Source organism: Anaeromyxobacter paludicola, from assembly GCF_023169965.1.
In the GTDB taxonomy this organism is placed as follows: Bacteria; Myxococcota; Myxococcia; order Myxococcales; family Anaeromyxobacteraceae; genus Anaeromyxobacter_B; species Anaeromyxobacter_B paludicola.
The window spans coordinates 565,593-584,037 of record NZ_AP025592.1 but is presented as its reverse complement, the minus strand read 5'-3'; the positions used below and the strand labels follow the sequence as shown (position 1 = coordinate 584,037).

Genomic DNA, 18,445 nt, shown 5'->3' with positions numbered 1-18,445 from the left:
GCGGATTCCGAGACGAGACCCACACCGGCCACAGGAACCCACAGGTTTTCCAGACCCTCCGAAGTCGCGCGCTTTGCCCCACCCAACTGCGCGTTAACACCCAGTTGGATTCTCCCTTGCCCCTCCGTCACACTCCGCGACCAACCATGACCTTCTCCTCCTCCCGCACGCATGGGCTCCGCTCCCGGTCGGCCCTCCTCGTCCTCTCCGGCGCCCTCGCGTTGCTCGCCGCGGGCTGTGGCGACACCACCCAGGACGGCGTGATCGCCGTGACCGCCCGGCTCTCCGGCCTCTCGGATCACTCCGGCATCGCCCTCACCATCACCGGCCCGGCCACGGCCTCCGGGATCACCACCGTGAGCGGCCAGCGCGCCTTCACCTCCCTCCCCCCCGGCAGCTACGAGGTGCGGGCCGTCGCGCCGTCCACCACCGAGGGGAGCCTGACCGCGACCGCGGTCGTGCTGGCCGGCTACGCCTCGCAGGTGCAGCTCGACTTCACGCCGGCCGGGACCCTCTCGGGCGTGGTCGCCCTCGGCGACGGCGCGTCGCCCACCGCCGTCCAGGTGCGGGTGGCGGGCACGCGGCTCGCGGCGACCCCCGACGCGTCGGGGAGCTGGTCGATCACCGGGGTGCCGGCGGGCGCCCGCTCGGTCGTGGCCTCCGCCACCGGCTACGACGACGCCACCACCGGGGTCGCGGTCACCTACAAGGCGCAGGCCACCGTCCCGACCCTGACGCTCGCGAAGCAGGTCATCCCGCCGACCCCCACCGCCCCGGGCCTGACGCTCTCGGCGTTCCAGATCGTCCGCAAGCCGCTCGGCGAGAACGACGCGGTGCGCGCCGCCGCCGGCGGGGTGACCGCGCCCCAGGGCGCGACGGTCTACTTCCGCGACGGCTCGGGCACGCTGCTCGCCCAGGCCACCCCCGCGGCCGACGGCTCCGTCCCCGAGACGCCCCTCCCCGGCAGCGACGGCGCCAGCGCCTCGCGGTTCGCGCCCAAGGAGGTCTACGCCTCGGTCTCGGCCGCCTCCTTCGCCGAGACCGCGCCCGCGGTCATCGGCGCCGGGCGCGACGTGGCCGGGCCGCTCGGAAACGGCGCCCTCGTCGGCTTCCAGCGCAACGACGTGCAGACGCCCGACCAGCTCGCCGGGCAGGCCGGCGCCTTCACCGACGCGAGCGCCATCGCCATCTTCCGCATCTACGCCTCGGACGCGGGCGGCGCGCCGCTGTTCGAGGCCACGCCGGGCGCGGACGGCGGCTTCGGCCCCCACGACGTCACCCCGGTCGGCGCGCCCGTCCCGGCCCCGGCCCGGCTCTGGGTCGCCGCGGTGGACAAGTGCGGCAACGAGGGCGCTCCGGTGGAGGCGCTGGTGGGCCGGGCTCTCTCCGGGCCGGTCGCCGACGGCGCGCGGCTGCACCTCCGGCGGAACGACCTCACCGCGCCCGACGCGGTCTTCGGCGACGCGGGCGCCTTCTCCTCGACCTGCGCGCTCACGGGCGTGCACGTGACCGACGCCGCGGGCGCGCTCCTCGGCGCCACCGCCGCCGAGGCCGACGGCGGCTTCCTCGACGTCCAGGTCGGCACCGCCACCCGGAGCGTCCCCCGCGCGTTCGCGGCAGGGTCCGACAAGTGCGGCCTGGTCGGCGCGGCGGTCGAGGCGCTCGACGGCCGGGACGAGACCCCGCCGGCCATCGACCCCGCCCTCCTCGTCTTCCAGCTCCGCCCCGCCGGCACGCCCGACGGCCTCTCCGGCGATTCCGGGGCGGTGCGCGACGCGGTGAGCGCGGTGGCGCAGGTGACGGTGCGCCGCGACGGCCCGTCCGGCGCGGTGCTGGCGCAGGGCTTCGCGCTCGGCCTGGACGGCGGGTTCGCGGAGCAGGCCCTCGGGGACACCTCGCTCGACCACGTCTGGGTCGAGGCCGTGGACAAGGCCGGCAACGCGGCCGCGGCCGTCGCCTCCCGCGCGGTGCAGACGGCGGTGACGCTCGGCGGGCGCGCCCCGCACGCTCCGCTCGCGCCGCTCACGGGCGCGCTCTACGCCTTCAGCGCTCCCTCCGATCCGCGGCTCGCCTCGCCCGCGCTGGCGCTGCAGCTCGGCGACGAGGTCGCGGCCCAGGACCTCGCCGCGGCCGCCGCGCCGGACGGGGCCACCGCCCACCTCTCGGCCTCGCCCGTCAGCGCCGCCGGGACCGGCTGGCGCCGGCTCTCCGGCGGCCCGCGGGCCTGGCCGGGCGTCGCCCTCGGGCTCCCGCCCGGCGCCACCGCCCCCACCCTCTTCGCCTTCGGCGGCGACGACGGCCCCATCTCCCCGCCGGGCCTCGACGAGCTCCTCACCTTCGACGGCACCCGCTGGTCGCGGGCGAGCCCTCCCGCCTCGCCTTCGCCGCGCTGGGGCGCCGCGCTCGCCTACGACGAGAAGGCGCAGAAGCTGGTGCTCTTCGGCGGCCAGGCCGCCGACGGGAGCGCGCTCGGTGACACCTGGATCTACGACGGCCTGACCTGGGCCCAGGTCCCGACGATCACCGCGCCCCCGCCGCGCATCATGACCGGGCTCCTCTGGTGGGGGCTCCCGGGCCCCGAGCAGCTCGTGCTCTACGGCGGGCGGGACGCCGCCGGCAACACCTTCGACGACACCTGGACCTTCGACACCGCGAGCCAGACCTGGACGCAGGCCACGCCGGCCGGCAGCCCGGGAGCCCGCGCCGGCGCCGCGCTGGCCTACGACTCCGCGCGGAACCAGGTGCTCCTCTTCGGCGGGAACGACGCCTCCGGCAACGACCTCGCCGACACCTGGCGCTTCGACGGCGCCTCCTGGACCCAGCTCGCCCCGCCGCAGTCCCCGGCCGCCCGCAGCTTCGCCGCCATGGCGTTCGACTCCGCGCGAGGCGTCGCGGTGATGGTGGGCGGCGCGCCGGTGCCGAGCGTCGGCCTCGAGACCTGGCAGTTCGACGGCGTGAGCTGGTCCCCCGGCGTGCCGCTGCCGACCGACCCGGTGTACGTCGGGGCCCGCGCCGAGGCCTCGCTGGTCTACGACCCCTTCTCCGCGCGGACGCTGCTCGTCGGCGGCGACCGCTACGACGGCCCGGGCGCGACCCTGCTCGTGGCCGCCTACGACGGGGCGTCCTGGACCGCCCTGGCCGGCGCGCTGCCCCCGGCACGCGTCCGGGCGCCCATGGCCTTCGACGCCGCCCGCGGCGCCCTCCTCGTCCACGGCGACGGGGAGGACCCGTACCCCACCTCGGCGGACACCTGGACCTTCGGGCCGGGCGGCTGGACCTCGCGGACCGGGCCCCAGGACCCCGCCCTGGCGCAGGCCCCCCTCGCCTACGACGCCGCGCGGGCGGTGACGGTCCTCTTCGGCTGCGAGCCCGGCCAGCCCGCGCAGTGCGGCACCTGGGAGTGGGACGGGAGCGGCTTCACGCACGTGACGAGCGCCCACCAGCCCCCGGCGCGGCTCGGGCACGCGCTCGCCTTCGACCCGTCTCGCGGCAGGACCGTCCTCTTCGGCGGCGCCGATCCCTCGAGCGGCGCGCCGCTCGACGACACCTGGAGCTGGGACGGCGCCGACTGGACCGAGCTCCTCTCGGCGCAGCGCCCGCCGGCCCGCGCCACCGCCGCGCTCGCCTTCGACGGCCGCGCCGGCCAGCTCGTGCTCTTCGGCGGCACCCCCGACGGCCAGGCCGGCCTCGCCGACACCTGGACGCTCGGCGAGAGCGGGTGGTCGCAGGCCGACGCCGCCGCTCCGCCCCCCGCCTGCGCCGCGCCGGCGCTCGCCTTCGACGCGCTGCGCGGGGTGCTCGTGCTGCACGACGGGCTGGGCGGGCTCTTCGAGCGGGACGGCTCCGCGCCGGCGCCGGCCTGGACGCCGGTCACCGATCCAGTCGCCCCGGTGCTGCCGCGCGAGGCCGTGGCCCTGGCCTTCGACCAGGTGGACGGCGGCGTCGCGCTGCTGGGCGGCACCGACGGCTTCACCTACGGTGACCTCTGGGTCTACGACCGTCGCGCGCCGTCGAGCGTCTTCGCGGCCCACCTCGCCACCTTCGCCGTGGATCCGGCCGCCACCGTGGTGAGCGCCTCCGTCACCTGGGTGGGCGCGGGCTCCGGCGACGGCGGAGCCGGCCCGGCCTACGGCGCCGAGCTCCTGGCCTGGGACTGGACCGGCCGCGCCTGGGCGCCGCTCGGCGCGAACGGCACGGCGGTCCCCGGCGCGATCCCGGCGAGCCTGCCGGGCGCCGCCGCCCGCTTCTTCTCGGGCGGCCGGCTCTCGCTGCTCGCGGTGCCCACGGTCCCCTCGTCGAGCCCCGGCGGCACGCAAGCCAGCGACATCTGGACGGACTTCGTCCAGGCGCAGGTCCGCTACCTGCTGCCCTGATCGGCCCCGGGGGACGCCCCTCCCCGGCCCGAGGCCGCGCTCGCGCGGCGCCTTCCCCGAGCCTGGCCGGATCCCTCCGGCCAGGCTCGATTTGTCTCGTGAATACGCCGGAGCCCCGGCCGGGCTCGGGTGTTTTCCGGAGGCGCCCTCCGGACTCCGCGGCCGCGCCCTCGGGAGCGCGCGGCGCCCGCTCCCCGGCGCGCCACCGCCCGCGGCTGCGGACTCAAACCCCGCGGCCTCGGGGATTGCACCAATTTCGCGGGCGCTCCGATTGCGCCATATTGGCACCGTAGCGATGAGGCACCTCGCCTCGACAGCACGGACGGTCAATCGGAAGCACGGAGGATACCATGACGAAGCTCAGCGGCGGCTCGCAGGTCAAGGGCGGTTACTACTGGCACCTCAACAACTGGGCGCTCGAGCCGGTGAAGGCGGACGGCCAGACCCTGCCCGGCAGCGCCAGCGACGAGTACCTGAAGGTCAACACCGCGGCGGCCCTGGTGCTCGCCCCGATGCTCGGCGCCGCCTTCGTGCTCTTCATGCCCTTCATCGGCATCTACCTCGCGGTCAACGCCGCGGTGCAGCCGGTGGTCCGGATCTTCAAGCGTCAGGCCGGCGAGCTCGCCGCCACCGTCACCCCCGGCTGGCAGCCCGGCGAGGCGCACTTCACCGGCAAGCGCGCGGAGACCAAGGTCGAGGAGAAGGGGCCGCCGTCCGAGGTCGCCGGGCAGGAGGCGCTCGAGGAGCTCGCGAAGGAGATCGAGTCGAAGCGGCAGCACTAGGCTCGAAGGTCGCGACGCTCGGCAGCTCACCCCAGGCTCGGCAATCGACGCAATCGCAATCGAAGGAGAATGACCATGGCCCGTTACGCTGGCGGCACCGTCGTGAAGAGCGGTTACTACTGGAGCATGTCGCGCTGGAGCCTCACCGGGATCCCCGCCGACGGCGGCGCCCTCCCCGGCTCGGCCCACGAACAGTTCACGCAGGTGCCGGTCTGGGCGGCGATGCTGCTCGCCCCCATCATGGGCGGCCTGTTCGTGCTCTTCATGCCCTTCATCGGCATCTACCTCACCGTGAAGGCCGTGGCGGGGCTCGTCACCGGCGGCGCCAGGAAGAGCGCCTCCGAGCTCGCGGCCACCGTCAGCCCCGGCGCCTTCGTCCCCGGCGCGGCCGGCCTCACGGGCAAGCCCGAGGCCGAGAAGAAGGACGGCGCCGCCCCGGCCGGCAGCGAGTCGATCGAGAAGCTCGCCAAGGAGATCGAGGAGAAGCGCAAGTAGCGGGCGCATCGCCTCGAGCGCGGGAGCCGGCGGGCCACGAGCCCGGCCGGCTCTCGGCGTTCTTTGAGCGCCGGCGGCGGGCCGGGTCCGGCCTAGCCGTCCACCCGGATCACGCCGCGCTTGAGCGCGAAGCGGACGAGCTCGGTGCGGTTGTGGACGTCGAGCTTCTCCATCACCCGCTCGCGGTGGCTCATGGCGGTCTTCACGCTGATGCCGAGCAGCTCCGCGACCTCCTTGTTGCTCTTCCCCTCGGCGACCAGCTTCAGCACCTGCTTCTCGCGGTCGGTGAGCGCCTCGTAGGGATCGCCGGCCGCCGCGCCGCCCGGGCTCGCCTCCTCCACCGCGGCGCGGGCGACCTCCGGGTCGAGCACCAGGCCGCCGCGGGCGACGGCGCGGATGGCGTTCGCGAGCTCCGCGCCGGCCGACTTCTTGAGGACGTACCCCGCGGCCCCGGCCTTGAGCATGCGGCGGACGTACTCGCGATCCTCGTACTGCGACATCACCAGCACCCGGGTGCGCGAGCCGGTCTTCTTGAGCTCGAGCGCCGCCTCGATCCCGCCGAGCCCGGGCATGGCGATGTCCATGAGCACCACGTCTGGCTCGAGCTCGCGGCACTTCTCGATCGCCTGCAGCCCGTCGGCCGCCTCGCCGACCACCTCGACGTCCGCCGCCGCCTTGAGCAGCGCCCGCACGCCCTCCCGCAGGATGGCGTGGTCGTCGGCGATCAGGACCCGGATCTTGCTCACGCTTCGACCTCCGGCGGCACGGGCACCTCGATGGACAGCCGGGTGCCCTGCCCCGGCGCCGAGTCTACCTGCAGCTTGCCGCCGAGGATCTCCACCCGCTCGCGGATACCCATGAGGCCGAAGTGGGGCCGGCCGCCGCTGGCTCCCCCGGCGCTCGCGAGGTCGAAGCCCCGGCCGTCGTCCTCGATCTCGATCCGGAGGACGTCGCCCTGCTGCTCGAGCTGCACCAGCACCTTCTCCGCCTGGGCGTGCCGCGCCACGTTGTTGAGCGCCTCCTGGCAGACCCGGAACAGGGCCGTCTCCATCTCGGGCGGGAGGCGGCGGCTGGTGGCGGCGATCTCGCAGCGGACGTCCACCCCGCGCGAGCCGAGCGTGTTGTCGGCGTACCAGCGGACGGCCGAGTAGAAGCCGAGGTCGTCGAGGACCGACGGGCGCAGGTCCCGGATGATCCGGTGGACCTCCTCGAGCGTCTGCACCGCCAGCGCCTTCACCTCGTCGAGCCGCGGCTGGCCGGCGCCGGACCGGAGGGCCGCGGAGGCGGCCTCGAGCCCCATCACCAGCACCGCCAGGCTCTGGGTGGTGTCGTCGTGCAGCTCGCGGGCGATGCGCTTGCGCTCGCTCTCCTGGGCCCCGATGAGCTTGCGGAGCAGCTCCCGGCGCGCCGCCTCCCGCTCCCGGAGCCGGGCGTTCACCTGGGCGAGCTCGGCGGTCCGGGCCTCCACCCGCTTCTCCAGCTCCGTGTTGGCGTCGCCCACCTCGCGGATGAGCCCGGCGAGCGAGCGGCGCATGCGGTCGAGCGCGGCCGCGAGGCGGCCCACCTCGTCGGTCCCGAGATCGGGGATCGGCTCGTCGAGCTCGCCGGTGGCGATCCGCTCGGCCTCGCCGGTCAGCACGTAGATGGGCTCGGTCACGCTGCGGGCCGCGCCCCAGGCGAAGAGCGCCGAGAAGAACGCCACCACCAGCACCACCCCGAGGAACGTGGCCGGCATCTCGCCGCCCGAGGCCACCACGGCGTCGCGCGGCTGCCAGACCGCCACCGCCCAGGGCGCCGCCGAGAGCGGCGCGAACGCGCGCACCTGCTCGGCCCCGTAGATCCGCGCCGGGTGGCAGCCCCCGCAGGTCGCCACCTCCGGCTTCTTCTGGGCGATGAGCTCGGCGAGGTGGCCGCGGCACTCGGTGGCGCGCCGGGCGCGCGCCGGGTCGGTGCTGGCGACGACCACCCCGTTCCCGTCCAGCAGGTCGGCGTGCCCCTCCCCCGGCGGGACCAGGTGGCGCAGCACGCGGACGGCGCGCGCCAGGGTGGGATCCATCCGCCCGCCGACGGCGCCGACCACCCGGCCCTGCCAGTTGCGCACCGGCACGAGCTGGTAGAGCCGCCCGCCGTCCTCGGGCGTGAGCAGGTTCGAGACCACCGGGCGGCCGGTGGCGAGCAGCTGCTGGAACGGACCGGCGAGCGACGGCGGCGTGGTGGGCGCCGCGCCGCCGCGGGCCGGCTCCTCCTGCACCACCTCGCCCTGCGCGTTCACGAGGTACATCCCCGGGAAGCGGAAGTGCAGGTACTCCTCGTGCATCGCCTCGCGCTCGGGGCGCGACTCCCGGTCCTCGAGGTCGAAGCCCTGGCGCGTCGGGACGTGCAGCAGGAGCTCGAGGTCGAGCCGGAGCTGCTCGTCGAGGTGCTCGGCGACCGCCTCGGCGGCGCGCAGCCGCCCCTGCATGAGCCGCCCGTCGAGGCTGCGCACCTTGATCCAGCCGGCGATCGCCATGGCGGCGATGGAGAAGAAGACCCCCAGCGCCATGAGGAGGTAGACGCGGAAGTGGATGGTGCGCGCCAGCGGCACCCCGGCCTCGAACGGCGTCCTCACGGGGCCTCCCGGGCGCTGCGCGCCATCTTGAGCAGCTCCTCGAGCGAGCCGGCCGACCGGTAGACCATCCGGTGCCCGGCCGTCACCCAGCTGAGCTCGTACCAGATGCGCCCGTCGGGCCCGACCACGCGGCCGAGCTTCCCCGGGAGCTTCCCGACCGCGACCGTGCTCACGCCGATCGCCGGCGAGGGGGGCACGAGCTGCGAGGGCGGCGCCTCGTCGGCGCCGACCGACTGCGCGAGCAGCATCCGGGGCTCGCCGTCGCGCGCCTGGATCTCCATCGCGACGGCCGGGGGCGAGGACTGCACGCGGATGAGCGCCGGCGGCCAGCGGAGCGTGTCGGGGAAGTAGGCCGGGAGCACGAGGCGGCTCCTGAGCCGTCGCTCCGCCTCCTGCACGGTCGGGACCGGGTGGACCCGCCGGTCCTCGCCCCGGAGGACGGACGGCAGCGCGTCGAGCGCGCCGAGGAGGATCACGGTCACGCCGCTCACGAGCGCGAACACCAGCGCGGCGCGCGCCAGCTCCGGCCCCGAGGCCTCCCTGTCGGCGGGCGCGGTCATGCGACGAAGTAGAGCAGGACCGCGAGGGCGGCGCCAGCGGCCGCGAGCCGGACCGCGCCGAGCGGGGCTGGATACGGCGCGGGGGCGAGCAGCCGGCGGCAGCGGCGCTCCATGTCGAGGGCGCGGGCCTCGGCGAGCGGGCCGGCCAGGCCGCCGGCGAGCGGCAGGTTGCGGCGGCCCGGCGGCGACGGCAGCCCCTCGGTCGCCCGATAGAGCTTCAGCAGGGCGGCGGCGAGCGCCAGCCGGTCGCCGCAGAGCCGCGCCGCGTCCTCGTCGGCGCGCCACTCGGCGTCCTTGGCCATGGCCCGGGCGAGCACCTGGAAGGCGGGGTTGAAGAACTGCAGCGCGCGGCCGCCCATGAGCGCCCAGGAGACCGCCGGGTCGCGCCGGGCGAGGTGCCCGAGCTCGTGCGCCAGCGCGGCCCGCAGCTCCTGGGGGTCGAGCAGGTCGAGCGTGCCGCGGGAGAGGACGAGGGCCGGCGTCCGCACCCCGGTGACGAAGAGGAGCGGGCGCGGCGTCTCGCGGTAGTGGATGGCCGGGAGGGGCAGCCCGAGGCGCCGGGCCAGCTCGCCGACCCGGAGGGCGACCTCGTCCGGCGGCGGGGTGCCCCGCCACTCGTCGCGCCGCCTGCGCAGGAGCGGCAGGAGGTCCATGAGGAAGAGCAGCGTGCCGGCCACGCCGAGCGCGGCCGCCCAGAGCTGGTGCAGCCCGGCGCCCAGCAGCCGCACCTCGTCCCAGTGCCGGCCGGCGAAGAGCGCCACGTCGTCGAGGAACGCGGTGCTGCGGCGCTCCGGGTAGAGGAACACCAGGGCCGGAACGACGACCAGCGGCGTCGCCAGCGCCACGAGGCGCAGGGCGAGCCGCTGGTCGGGGTGCCGGATCCGCCACCCCCTCACCAGCGCCTCGACGTAGAGGGCGGCGATGAGGGTGTGGAGGATCGATTGGGTGGCGAGCTCAGCCCACCTTGCGTGAGGCATCCGCGTGGTGACCGTGATCGTCGTCGGCGGAGCGCCCCTCGATGCGGGCCAGCTCGAGCGGGTGCTCGTGCAGCATGCGCTCGCGGCTGATCTTGCCCGTGAAGATGCTGGTGTCGAACGGGAAGACGTCCGGCTGCAGGTGCGCGTTGTAGATGTGCCACACCGCGATCACGAAGAAGGCCATGAGCCCTTCGTTCGAGTGGGCCACCTTCGCCGCGGGGATGAGCTGGCCGGGGAGCACCTTCGCGAACACCGTGGGGAAGAACAGCATCAGGCCCGAGAGGCCCATGATGATGTTCCCGAGGAAGAGGCTCCAGTACTCCCACTTCTGCTTGTAGTCGAAGCGGTCGTAGCGGGGGTGCTCGTCGGTGAGGCCGAGGTAGTAGCGCAGCTGCAGGACGCAGTCCTCGAAGTCCTTCTTGTTGAGCAGCATCGTGAAGGCGCTGCGCCGCGACAGGAGCGCGTTGAGGCCGTTCACGAGGTGCACCACCGTGGCCGTGACGAAGAGGATGCCGATGGCCCGGTGGATCCAGCGGGTCTGGTCGATGCCGCCGAGGTGCTCGACCATCCACTGCGCCCAGCCCTTCGCGTAGAACTTCTGCGGGAGCCCGGTGAGGCAGAGGCCGGTGAAGGTGAAGATGGTGACGATGTGCTCCAGCCGCTGGCTGAAGCTGAAGCGGACGATCTGTTCGGAGTGCTGCTGGGCAGGAGCGTTCATCGATTCACCACGACTCGCCAGAGGTGGATGACGATCTGGATCGCCAGCGACCCCAGGATGAAGGGGATGAGGAACTTGTAGAAGAGCTGCACGCCGTACACCAGGCTCGCCTTGTTCCAGCTCGGCTGGTAGTGCGAGAGCCAGGCCGACGGGAAGTTCTCGTTGGCGCCGGGGTGGCACTTGCGGCAGGTCTGGACCAGGTTCGCCTTCACGGTGTGAGAGGTCGGGTCCTTGGCCGAGAGGATGTCGTGCACGCCGTGGCAGTCGGTGCAGACCGCGGCGACCATGCCCTTCGGGCCGCCCTTGGTCTTCCGCTGCAGCGAGGCCGACATGCCGTGGAAGTCGGAGAGGTACGAGTCCACCACGTGGGTGGAGAGGCCGTACTTCGCCATCAGCTTCTCGTTGGTGTGGCAGCGGCCGCAGACCTCGGGGGTGCGCATCGACAGCTTGCCGTCGCGCGGGTCGGCGATGTCGTGGGCGCGGTGGCAGTCGGTGCAGACCGGGACGTCCTGGTTCTGCTCGGCGAGCGCCTTGCCGTGCACGCTCTTCACGTAGACGTCGGACTCCTTCTGGTGGCAGCCGGCGCAGGTGGCCGAGATGCGGGCGCGCGGCTCGGTCGGCCGGGTGATGTCGTGCGAGCCGTGGCAGTCCACGCAGAGGGCGGCCTTCTGGTTGCCCTTCGCCAGCACCGCGAAGTGCACGCCGTCGAGCGTCTTCGTGTAGTTGGCGAAGTGGCAGGCCTTGCACTGCTCGTAATAGGCCACCGTCACGTCGCGGCGGTTCTTGAACGGCTTCGAGTTGTGCGGGTAGCCGTTCTTGTCCGAGTGGCAGTCGGCGCAGCGCAGCATCTCGCCGTGCACCGACTTGGCGAAGACCGCGGTGTCCACGTAGATGGGCAGCTTCTCGCCGCTCGGCAGGTCCATGGTCATGGACTTGTCCCCACCGTGACACCCGAGGCAATCGTCCTGCTCGGCGGGGATACCCGCCCGAGCTCTACTGGCCGTGAAGGCCAGCAGGGCCGTTAGAAGAAAGAGTCTGGTCTTGAGCATCCTGGTCCCCCCCAAAATGGGGTTCGTTTGAACTGCTGCAGGGGAGCAATACCGCATCCAGGATTGCGGTGTCGAGGCAGGGCCTTTGTTTTCGCCCGGTTTTCCGCGCTTTTTTCTTGCCTATGATCAATTTCGATCGGCCCGCCGGCTCAAACGGGTAAGGCAAAAGGAAAAGGGAAGCGCGCAAGAGAGGTCCTCGCGCGCTTCCCGCAACTTCTGCGCAATTCGATCACCTGTCCGTTAAGCCTCCTTACTGCCGGGTCATTTCGACCCCATGTCTCGTACCGTGAAACTTCTCGTCGCGCCGTCGTGCCTCACCGTGAACGACGGCGCGTGCGGCGTGATCACCTTCAGTTGACGCTCGCCTCCGCCTGCCCGGCCGGCGCCTCGAGGAACGTCCGCATGAGCCCGTCCCACTGGTCGTTGCTGAGGAGGGACGCCGGCGGCGCCACGTACGCCCCGCCGTCGGCGGCGGCGATGCCGAGGTGCGACTCGAGGTACGCGTCGAAGCGGTGCCCCTCCACCTCGAACCACTTGCGCGCCCGCTCGCCGCTCGGGAACGCGCGCCAGGTGGTGTCGAAGGGCGTCATCCGGAAGAGCCAGCCACGGGTGTAGCTGTCGCTCTTCACGAGCGAGGGGTCGTGCGCCACGGCCGAGTTGATGACCGAGACCACGCCGCTCGCCGGGGCGGTGATCACCATGCGCTTGCCGCCGCAGGAGATCACCGCCGCGGGCTCGCCCTTGCGCACCTTGGTGCCGGGTCGCGGGAGCTCGATGGCGAGCGCCCAGGGCACGATCTTCTGCGCCAGGTCGTCGAGGCCGACGCGGAGGTCGTCCCCCTCGGGCCTCACCCAGGTGTGCCCCGGCGCGTAGAACAGGCCGGGACGGAAGGTGAGGTGGCCGACCGGGGTGAGCCCCAGGAGGCGCTGCTGGAGGCGGCGGATGCCGCGCGCCGCCGCCAGCAGCAGGAGGGCCGGGATGGCGAGCGCCGCCATGGCGAGCAGCACGATGCCGATGCGCGCGGCGAGGCCGCCGATGAAGGTCACTGCCGCCTGCAGGAAGCTGACGATCGCGTCCATGACGTCCTCCCCTCCGCGCCTACTTGTGGCACATGTCGCAGCTGTCGAAGCCGAAGGCCGCCTTGCCGTGGCAGCTGCCGCACTGGCCACCCTTCTCCATGGTGGCGTGCTTGATCGGCGCACCGCTCGTGGTGCTGGCCTTCTCGAGGATCTTGAACTGCCCCGGGTGGCAGGTGACGCAGCTCGGCTTCGCCGCGTCCACGTGCGAGGCGTGGCTGAACGTCACCTTGCCCGGGCTCCCCTCACCCTGCGGCAGCACCACGTCGGCGGGCAGCTTCTTGAGCTCGCCGGCGAGGCTCGCGGTCGCGAACCCCATCCCCAGCACCGCCCCCAGCACCATCGCCCTGCTCAGTCGGATCGTTCTCATGGCGTCCTCCGTTCCTAGGTGAGGAAGAACTTGCGGGCGAGCTCGTCCCAGTGGACCGGATCGAGCTCCTGCGCGATGCCGTGCACCGGCGTGCCGCCGTCGGCCAGCACCTGGCCGAGCTCGGGGCTGAGCCGCGCCGCCAGCGCCTCGCCGGCCGCCGCCTCCCACAGCCGCGCCGAGGCGCCCTGCAGGAGCTGCTTGGCGTTGGCCGCGAAGCGCGGCGGCTTCACGCGGAAGAGCCAGCCCGCGCCGTAGGTGTCGTCGAGCTTCTCGGGGTTGTCCGAGAGCGCGCGGTTCACCTCGACCACCGTGCCGTCCACCGGCGACAGCATGTCCACCGCCCGGGTGTCGGCGCGCAGGGCGAAGGCCGGCTCGCCCTGGACCACCGCCGCGCCGGCGCTCGGGAGCTCCACGCGCGCCGGGCCGACGAGCTTGTGGGCGAAGTCGTCGATACCCACCGTGACGACGCCGTCGGCCGAGATGCGGGCCCAGGCGTGCCCCGGGTGCAGGTAGATGCCGTCCGGGACGGTGAACCACTCCGACACGGCCTGGCGGACGGTGGCGGGCTCGTGGGCCTCGGCGCGGGCCTCCGCCGGCTTGCCGCCCTGGACGTACTTCCAGAAGCCGACGAAGCAGAGGAGGTAGCCGACGCAGGTCGCGTACTCGAGCAGCTTCGCGGGGTACATCGAGAGGAAGTCGTGGATCATGGCGTTCTCCTCAGTGCTCCTGCGGGTAGGCCGGATCCGGGTGGAGGATCGGCATGCGGTTCACGATGAAGCGGAACAGGACCACCCCCAGCCCGACCAGGCCGAACGAGAGGACGAACTCGGACCAGCGCGGCACGTAGTGGTTCGGGATGTTCCAGTTGTAGGCGATGACCGAGACGTTGAGCCGGTTCAGGGCGATGCCGAGCACGCCGAACACGCCGCCGATGCGCACGATCCGGGCGCGGCGGTTGCGGGCGCCGTAGGCGTAGAGGATCGAGGGCAGCAGCACGAAGCCGAGCACCTCGACCAGCCACCAGGCGCCCCAGCCCGTCTTGAGGTAGCCCCAGGCGTGGTTGTCGGTGACCGTCTGCACCTTGAGGAAGAAGTACGCGAAGGTCGCGATGGCGCCGGCCTTGCCGAGGCCGACCGTCAGCGCGTCGGCGTCCACGTGCTGCCCCTCGAACTGGGCGTGGAAGATCTTGTGCGAGAGGCCCGACTCGACGATGACCATCGAGATGCCGGCGATGACCGCGGTCGTGAAGAAGAGGATGAAGATGTAGGGCGTGTACCAGAGCGGGTGGAGCTTGCCCGGCGCCATCAGGAAGAGCGAGCCGAGCGCCGACTGGTGCATGGTGGAGAACATCACCGAGAGGACGGTGAGGGCGAGGAGCAGCTTCTTCGCCACCCGGTGGATGCGGCTCCAGCCGAGCCACTCGAACATCGGGACGGTGAACTCGAGGAAGAGCACGCTCGAGTAGCACATGACGCACCAGGCGACCTCGAAGAGCACCGAGGCGGTCCCGTTGCTGCCCATCACGAAGACCATGTTCCAGGGGCGGCCCAGGTCGGCGATGAGGCCGGCGATGGACATCAGGTAGCCGAGGAAGCCGGTGAGGATGGCCGGCCGCTCGATGGGCGCGTAGTCCTTGAGGCCGAAGAGCTCGACGGTGGCGCCGATGGTGAAGCCGCCGGCGGCGAGCACGATGCCCGTCATCATGTCGAACCCGATCCAGATGCCCCAGGGGGTGTTCTGGTCGAGGTTGGTGGTGGCGGCGAGGCCCCAGCCGAACCGCCACACGAACATGAAGACCGCGCACGCGACCGCGAAGGCCGCGAGCATGTTGATGGGGGTGAGCAGCGACCGGACGTACTCCTTGCCGGTCATGCCCAGGAGGATCTTGTTCTCGAACCAGGTGCGCGGCTCGAGCGCGTTCTCGTTCACGTTACTCATGGTGACCCTCGCTGTCGCCGTGGGCGGCGTCGTGCTTCGCGTTGTTGGCGGCCCTGCGGTTCGAGAAGACGTAGAAGCCCATCAGGAGCGGCGGCCAGAGCGTCATCACGAACGGCGGCACGCCCAGGGCGCCCTTCACGAGGTCCGGGTAGGGCTTGTCGATGACGTCCGCCTTCATCGCGAGCTTCTCGAAGGGGACGTCGGAGATGTAGAGCCAGTTCGTCCCGCCGGCCTCGTGCTCGCCGTAGATGTGCTGGACGTACTTGTCGGGGTTGCCGTAGACGCGCTTGCGCGCCTCGGCGACCATGTCGGCGCGGCGGCCGAAGGTGAGCGCGCCGGTCGGGCAGACGCTCGTGCAGGCCGGCTTGAGCCCCTGGGCCTGGCGGTCGGCGCAGAAGGTGCACTTCACCACCCGCGGCGCCAGCGCCTCGTACTCGTACTTGGGGACGCCGAAGGGACAGGCCACCATGCAGTAGCGGCAGCCCATGCACCGGCTGGCGTCGTAGGTGACGGGGCCGTTCGGCTTCTTGTCGAGCGCGCGGTTCGGGCAGGCCGAGGCGCAGCCCGGAGCGACGCAGTGCATGCACTGGGTCTTCGCGAACCGCTGGGCGCGCTTCGTCGCGTCGCCCTCCGGCTGCTGCTGCAGCTCCTTCCCGGTCTCGTCCACGTCGAACCGGTTCACGACCGTGAGCGCGGTCGGGCCGGTCTCGCGCTTCTTGTCGAGGACCTTGTCACCCACCGGCGGGGCCGGGAGCTGGTTCTTCTCGCTGCAGGCCGCCTCGCAGGCCCGGCAGCCGACGCACAGGGTCGTGTCCACGAGGACGGAGCTCTCGTCGGCGCCGACGATGGCGCCGATGTGCTCCTCGTGACTCTCGGCACCGCGGGCCAGGGCCGGCGCCACCAGGGCGGCGGAGCTGGTGGCTCCGGCGACCTTGAGGAAGTTTCTGCGACTGAGCTTCATGGTGTTCCCCCTCTTTCCTTCTCGGGCGGGTGGCGCGGGCTAGGAGTGGGCGGCGATGGCGGAAGCGGCGACCACGGCGGCGGCGACGAAGCTGACGGCGAACGCGAGGATCATGACTGCGCTCCTTTGGGATCTACGGACGGTGAGGGCTGGGCATCTGCCTCGCAGGACGACCGCCCTGCGCGGCACATGGCTTCCTTGAAGAGCGGGCAGCTCTGGAACGACCCCTCGCACTGGCTCGCGGAGGTGAGCCGGTCGTGCGGGACGAGCTTCTTCACCGGGTAGGCCCGGCAGAAGACCATGCTGACTTCGGTGAGGTAGGGGCAGGACATTCAGTCTCTCCACCGCCCCTCCTTCGCAATGAACGCGCCAATCCCCGAAAAGAGCAGGGCCGCTCCCGGTCATCCGGAAACGGCCCTCTTTTCGCCCTATTGCGAGCCAGCCGCGCGAGCCTGGCCAGACTGTTCAATTTCGCGACACGTTCAACAATTCAACGGCACCCTGCGTTCAATTCCGCCACTATCGCTCGTGATCGTCCGAGGTTGTACGTCGCCGGGGCCTCGCGTTGTCGAATTCATCACCGTGGGCTTTCCCAACGGGCTACCCGGGACGCTGCTGCGAGCCGCTGTCGTCGCCGCGCCGGAGCTGGTACTTGCGGATCTTGTTGTAGAGGGTGACGCGGTCGATCCCGAGGAGGCGCGCCGCCTGGCTCACGTTCCCGCCGGTGTGCGCGAGCATCTGGGTGATGTGGCGCTTCTCGACATCCTCGAGCGTGGCCGGGACCTCGTCCGACGCCCCCGCGGCGGCGGCGCCGGCACCGACCCCGGCGGCACCCTCCGGCACCGCGGCGGGGGCCAGCCCCAGGTCCAGGGCCTGGATGATCCGGCCCTGCGCGACCACCGCCCCCCGCTCGAGCACGTTGCGGAGCTCTCGGACGTTCCCGGGCCAGTCGTAGGACATGAGCGCGACCATGGCGTCGGAGGACACCCCCTCGATGCGCCGCTGCATCTCCACCCCGAGCTGCTCGGTGAAGTGCTCCACCAGCAGGGGGATGTCCTCCTTCCGCTCGCGGAGCGGCGGCAGGTTGATGACGATCACGTTGAGCCGGTAGAGCAGGTCCTCGCGGAACTTGCCCTCCGCCACCGCCTTCCGGAGGTCGCGGTTGGTGGCGGCGACGATCCGGACGTCCACCGAGATGGGGTCGGTCCCGCCCACCCGGTGGAAGCGGCGATCCTCGAGCACCCGGAGGAGGTCGAGCTGCAGCTTGGGAGAGATGTCGCCGATCTCGTCGAGGAAGAGCGTCCCGCCGTTGGCCGCCTCGAACTTCCCGATCTTGCGGGCGGACGCCCCGGTGAAGCTCCCCTTCTCGTGGCCGAAGAGCTCGGACTCGAGGAGCGACTCGGTCAGGGCGGCGCAGGAGATCGCCACGAAGGGGCCCTGCGCCCGCGGGCTCTCGGCGTGGATGGCGCGGGCCATCACCTCCTTGCCGGTGCCGCTCTCGCCCAGGACGAGGATGGTGGAGTTGCTCCTCGCCGCGACCCGGGCGAGCTCGAAGACCTGCTGCATGGCCGGGCTCTTCGAGACCACGTCATGGAAGCCGTACTCGCGCTTGAGCGCCTTCCGGAGCACCGCGTTCTCCCGGACCAGCGTCTGCTGCGAGACGATCTTCTGCATCATCAGCGACAGCTCCTCGGGGTCGAACGGCTTCACGAGGTAGTCGTAGGCCCCGAGCTTCATCGCCGAGACGGCGGTGTCGATGGTCGCGTACGCGGTCATCAGCACCACCACCAGGTCGGGCTGCCGCTTCTTGGCCTCCTCGAGCACCTGCAGCCCGTCCATGCCCGGCATCTTGAGATCCGTGAGCAGGATGGACCAGCGCTCCTTCTCGAGCGCCTCGACGGCCGACTTCCCGTCCGGCACGCTCTGCACGAAGAAGCCGTCCTTCTCGAGCCAGCCGCCCAGGGACTCCCGGACGATCTCCTCGTCGTCGACCACCAGGATCCGCGTTCTCTCGTTGCCCATGGTTCACCCTCCCGATCGATCGTTCCGTTCCGCGAGCCGGGAGAGGCAGTCCCGGCAGAGCTGAGGCTTCTTGGCGTCCACGTCCCGCACGCTGGGCGAGCGGCCCATGGCGCAGCGGGGTGAGGCGCAGTGCAGCAGTCCGTAGGCGTGCCCCACCTCGTGCACGCACTCGATGGCCACCCGCTCCGCGAGCACGCGGGGGCTCACCACCGGCACCCCGTCGTCGAGCCGCGCCGTCGAGACCACCGCCGCGCGTCCCCCGAGCTGCGCCTCCCCGAAGACGAAGGTGAGGATGGGGATGAAGAGGTCCTGGTCGGTGATCCCGAGGACGCGCGCCGGCGGCGGCGGGCCCTGCTCGAGCAGGAAGGAGAGCATCTTCTTCGAGGAGTGCTGGCGGCGGCGCGCGTCCCAGGCGTCGGCGGGCCGGCGCGGGTCGTGGTGGAGCGCCACCTCCGCCCGGAAGGCGCCGGTGAGGTGCGCGCGCACGTGCTCGAGCATGCCCGCCGAAGCCTCCCT

16 protein-coding genes are annotated in these 18,445 nt (G+C 72.4%); 3 read left to right on the top strand and 13 right to left on the bottom strand.

Annotated elements, in window-relative coordinates:
- The first annotated feature begins 146 nt into the window (after positions 1-146).
- The 3 genes from AMPC_RS02600 (at position 147) to AMPC_RS02590 (ending at position 5,650) form a co-directional block, all read left to right on the top strand.
- Positions 147-4,373, top strand: coding sequence for a Kelch repeat-containing protein (locus AMPC_RS02600; protein ID WP_248344099.1), 4,227 nt, complete (start codon positions 147-149; stop codon positions 4,371-4,373).
- A gap of 350 nt (positions 4,374-4,723) precedes the next feature.
- On the top strand, positions 4,724-5,155 hold the full coding sequence (locus tag AMPC_RS02595) for a hypothetical protein (RefSeq protein ID WP_248344097.1): 432 nt from the start codon (positions 4,724-4,726) through the stop codon (positions 5,153-5,155).
- Between the two features lie 75 nt (positions 5,156-5,230).
- Positions 5,231-5,650: a hypothetical protein gene (locus AMPC_RS02590; protein WP_248344095.1), complete on the top strand. Its 420-nt coding sequence runs from the start codon at positions 5,231-5,233 to the stop codon at positions 5,648-5,650.
- Between the two features lie 92 nt (positions 5,651-5,742).
- On the opposite strand, the gene AMPC_RS02585 is transcribed toward AMPC_RS02590, so the two are convergent.
- The 13 genes from AMPC_RS02585 to AMPC_RS02520 form a co-directional block, all read right to left on the bottom strand.
- On the bottom strand, positions 5,743-6,396 hold the full coding sequence (locus tag AMPC_RS02585) for a response regulator (RefSeq protein ID WP_248344093.1): 654 nt from the start codon (positions 6,394-6,396) through the stop codon (positions 5,743-5,745).
- The gene (locus tag AMPC_RS02580) at positions 6,393-8,258 is read right to left on the bottom strand and encodes a histidine kinase (RefSeq protein WP_248344091.1); all 1,866 of its coding nucleotides are present in this window, start codon (positions 8,256-8,258) and stop codon (positions 6,393-6,395) included. The genes AMPC_RS02585 and AMPC_RS02580 overlap by 4 nt, the downstream gene beginning before the upstream one ends.
- The gene (locus AMPC_RS02575; protein WP_248344090.1) at positions 8,255-8,818 is read right to left on the bottom strand and encodes a hypothetical protein; all 564 of its coding nucleotides are present in this window, start codon (positions 8,816-8,818) and stop codon (positions 8,255-8,257) included. Before AMPC_RS02575 ends, AMPC_RS02580 begins: the two co-directional genes overlap by 4 nt.
- Entirely contained in the window at positions 8,815-9,795 is a 981-nt protein-coding gene (locus AMPC_RS02570) for a M48 family metalloprotease (RefSeq protein WP_248344088.1), read from the bottom strand. Before AMPC_RS02570 ends, AMPC_RS02575 begins: the two co-directional genes overlap by 4 nt.
- Positions 9,773-10,513 carry a formate dehydrogenase subunit gamma gene (locus tag AMPC_RS02565; protein WP_248344081.1) on the bottom strand — a complete coding sequence of 247 codons (741 nt, stop codon included), beginning with the start codon at positions 10,511-10,513 and terminating at the stop codon, positions 9,773-9,775. The genes AMPC_RS02570 and AMPC_RS02565 overlap by 23 nt, the downstream gene beginning before the upstream one ends.
- Positions 10,510-11,562 (bottom strand): cytochrome c3 family protein, encoded by a 1,053-nt coding sequence (locus AMPC_RS02560; protein ID WP_248344079.1) that lies wholly within the window; start codon positions 11,560-11,562, stop codon positions 10,510-10,512. The genes AMPC_RS02565 and AMPC_RS02560 overlap by 4 nt, the downstream gene beginning before the upstream one ends.
- Before the next feature lie 350 nt (positions 11,563-11,912).
- Entirely contained in the window at positions 11,913-12,641 is a 729-nt protein-coding gene (locus tag AMPC_RS02555; protein ID WP_248344074.1) for a glycine cleavage system protein H, read from the bottom strand.
- A 19-nt stretch (positions 12,642-12,660) separates the two neighbouring features.
- The gene (locus AMPC_RS02550) at positions 12,661-13,008 is read right to left on the bottom strand and encodes a c(7)-type cytochrome triheme domain-containing protein (protein WP_248344072.1); all 348 of its coding nucleotides are present in this window, start codon (positions 13,006-13,008) and stop codon (positions 12,661-12,663) included.
- Positions 13,009-13,022: 14 nt separating this feature from the next.
- Positions 13,023-13,715: a glycine cleavage system protein H gene (locus AMPC_RS02545; RefSeq protein WP_248344070.1), complete on the bottom strand. Its 693-nt coding sequence runs from the start codon at positions 13,713-13,715 to the stop codon at positions 13,023-13,025.
- Positions 13,716-13,725: 10 nt separating this feature from the next.
- A complete protein-coding gene (gene nrfD, locus AMPC_RS02540; RefSeq protein ID WP_248344069.1) occupies positions 13,726-14,946 on the bottom strand; it encodes an NrfD/PsrC family molybdoenzyme membrane anchor subunit in 1,221 nt (406 codons plus the stop codon).
- The gene (locus AMPC_RS20530) at positions 14,939-15,907 is read right to left on the bottom strand and encodes a 4Fe-4S dicluster domain-containing protein (RefSeq protein ID WP_318654312.1); all 969 of its coding nucleotides are present in this window, start codon (positions 15,905-15,907) and stop codon (positions 14,939-14,941) included. The genes nrfD and AMPC_RS20530 overlap by 8 nt, the downstream gene beginning before the upstream one ends.
- A gap of 600 nt (positions 15,908-16,507) precedes the next feature.
- On the bottom strand, positions 16,508-17,929 hold the full coding sequence (locus AMPC_RS02525) for a sigma-54-dependent transcriptional regulator (RefSeq protein WP_248344068.1): 1,422 nt from the start codon (positions 17,927-17,929) through the stop codon (positions 16,508-16,510).
- A gap of 3 nt (positions 17,930-17,932) precedes the next feature.
- Positions 17,933-18,427, bottom strand: a complete 495-nt coding sequence (locus AMPC_RS02520; protein ID WP_248344067.1) for a peptidase M54 — start codon at positions 18,425-18,427, stop codon at positions 17,933-17,935.
- Between the last annotated feature and the right edge of the window lie 18 nt (positions 18,428-18,445).

Bases quoted from the DNA above. Each gene is read 5' to 3' on its own strand.
- AMPC_RS02600 (WP_248344099.1), top strand. From the start codon at position 147: ATGACCTTCTCCTCCTCCCGCACGCATGGGCTCCGCTCCCGGTCGGCC.
- AMPC_RS02595 (WP_248344097.1), top strand. From the start codon at position 4,724: ATGACGAAGCTCAGCGGCGGCTCGCAGGTCAAGGGCGGTTACTACTGG.
- AMPC_RS02590 (WP_248344095.1), top strand. From the start codon at position 5,231: ATGGCCCGTTACGCTGGCGGCACCGTCGTGAAGAGCGGTTACTACTGG.
- AMPC_RS02575 (WP_248344090.1), bottom strand. From the start codon at position 8,818: ATGACCGCGCCCGCCGACAGGGAGGCCTCGGGGCCGGAGCTGGCGCGC.
- AMPC_RS02570 (WP_248344088.1), bottom strand. From the start codon at position 9,795: ATGCCTCACGCAAGGTGGGCTGAGCTCGCCACCCAATCGATCCTCCAC.
- AMPC_RS02565 (WP_248344081.1), bottom strand. From the start codon at position 10,513: ATGAACGCTCCTGCCCAGCAGCACTCCGAACAGATCGTCCGCTTCAGC.
- AMPC_RS02560 (WP_248344079.1), bottom strand. From the start codon at position 11,562: ATGCTCAAGACCAGACTCTTTCTTCTAACGGCCCTGCTGGCCTTCACG.
- AMPC_RS02555 (WP_248344074.1), bottom strand. From the start codon at position 12,641: ATGGACGCGATCGTCAGCTTCCTGCAGGCGGCAGTGACCTTCATCGGC.
- AMPC_RS02550 (WP_248344072.1), bottom strand. From the start codon at position 13,008: ATGAGAACGATCCGACTGAGCAGGGCGATGGTGCTGGGGGCGGTGCTG.
- AMPC_RS02545 (WP_248344070.1), bottom strand. From the start codon at position 13,715: ATGATCCACGACTTCCTCTCGATGTACCCCGCGAAGCTGCTCGAGTAC.
- nrfD (WP_248344069.1), bottom strand. From the start codon at position 14,946: ATGAGTAACGTGAACGAGAACGCGCTCGAGCCGCGCACCTGGTTCGAG.
- AMPC_RS20530 (WP_318654312.1), bottom strand. From the start codon at position 15,907: ATGAAGCTCAGTCGCAGAAACTTCCTCAAGGTCGCCGGAGCCACCAGC.
- AMPC_RS02525 (WP_248344068.1), bottom strand. From the start codon at position 17,929: ATGGGCAACGAGAGAACGCGGATCCTGGTGGTCGACGACGAGGAGATC.
- AMPC_RS02520 (WP_248344067.1), bottom strand. From the start codon at position 18,427: ATGCTCGAGCACGTGCGCGCGCACCTCACCGGCGCCTTCCGGGCGGAG.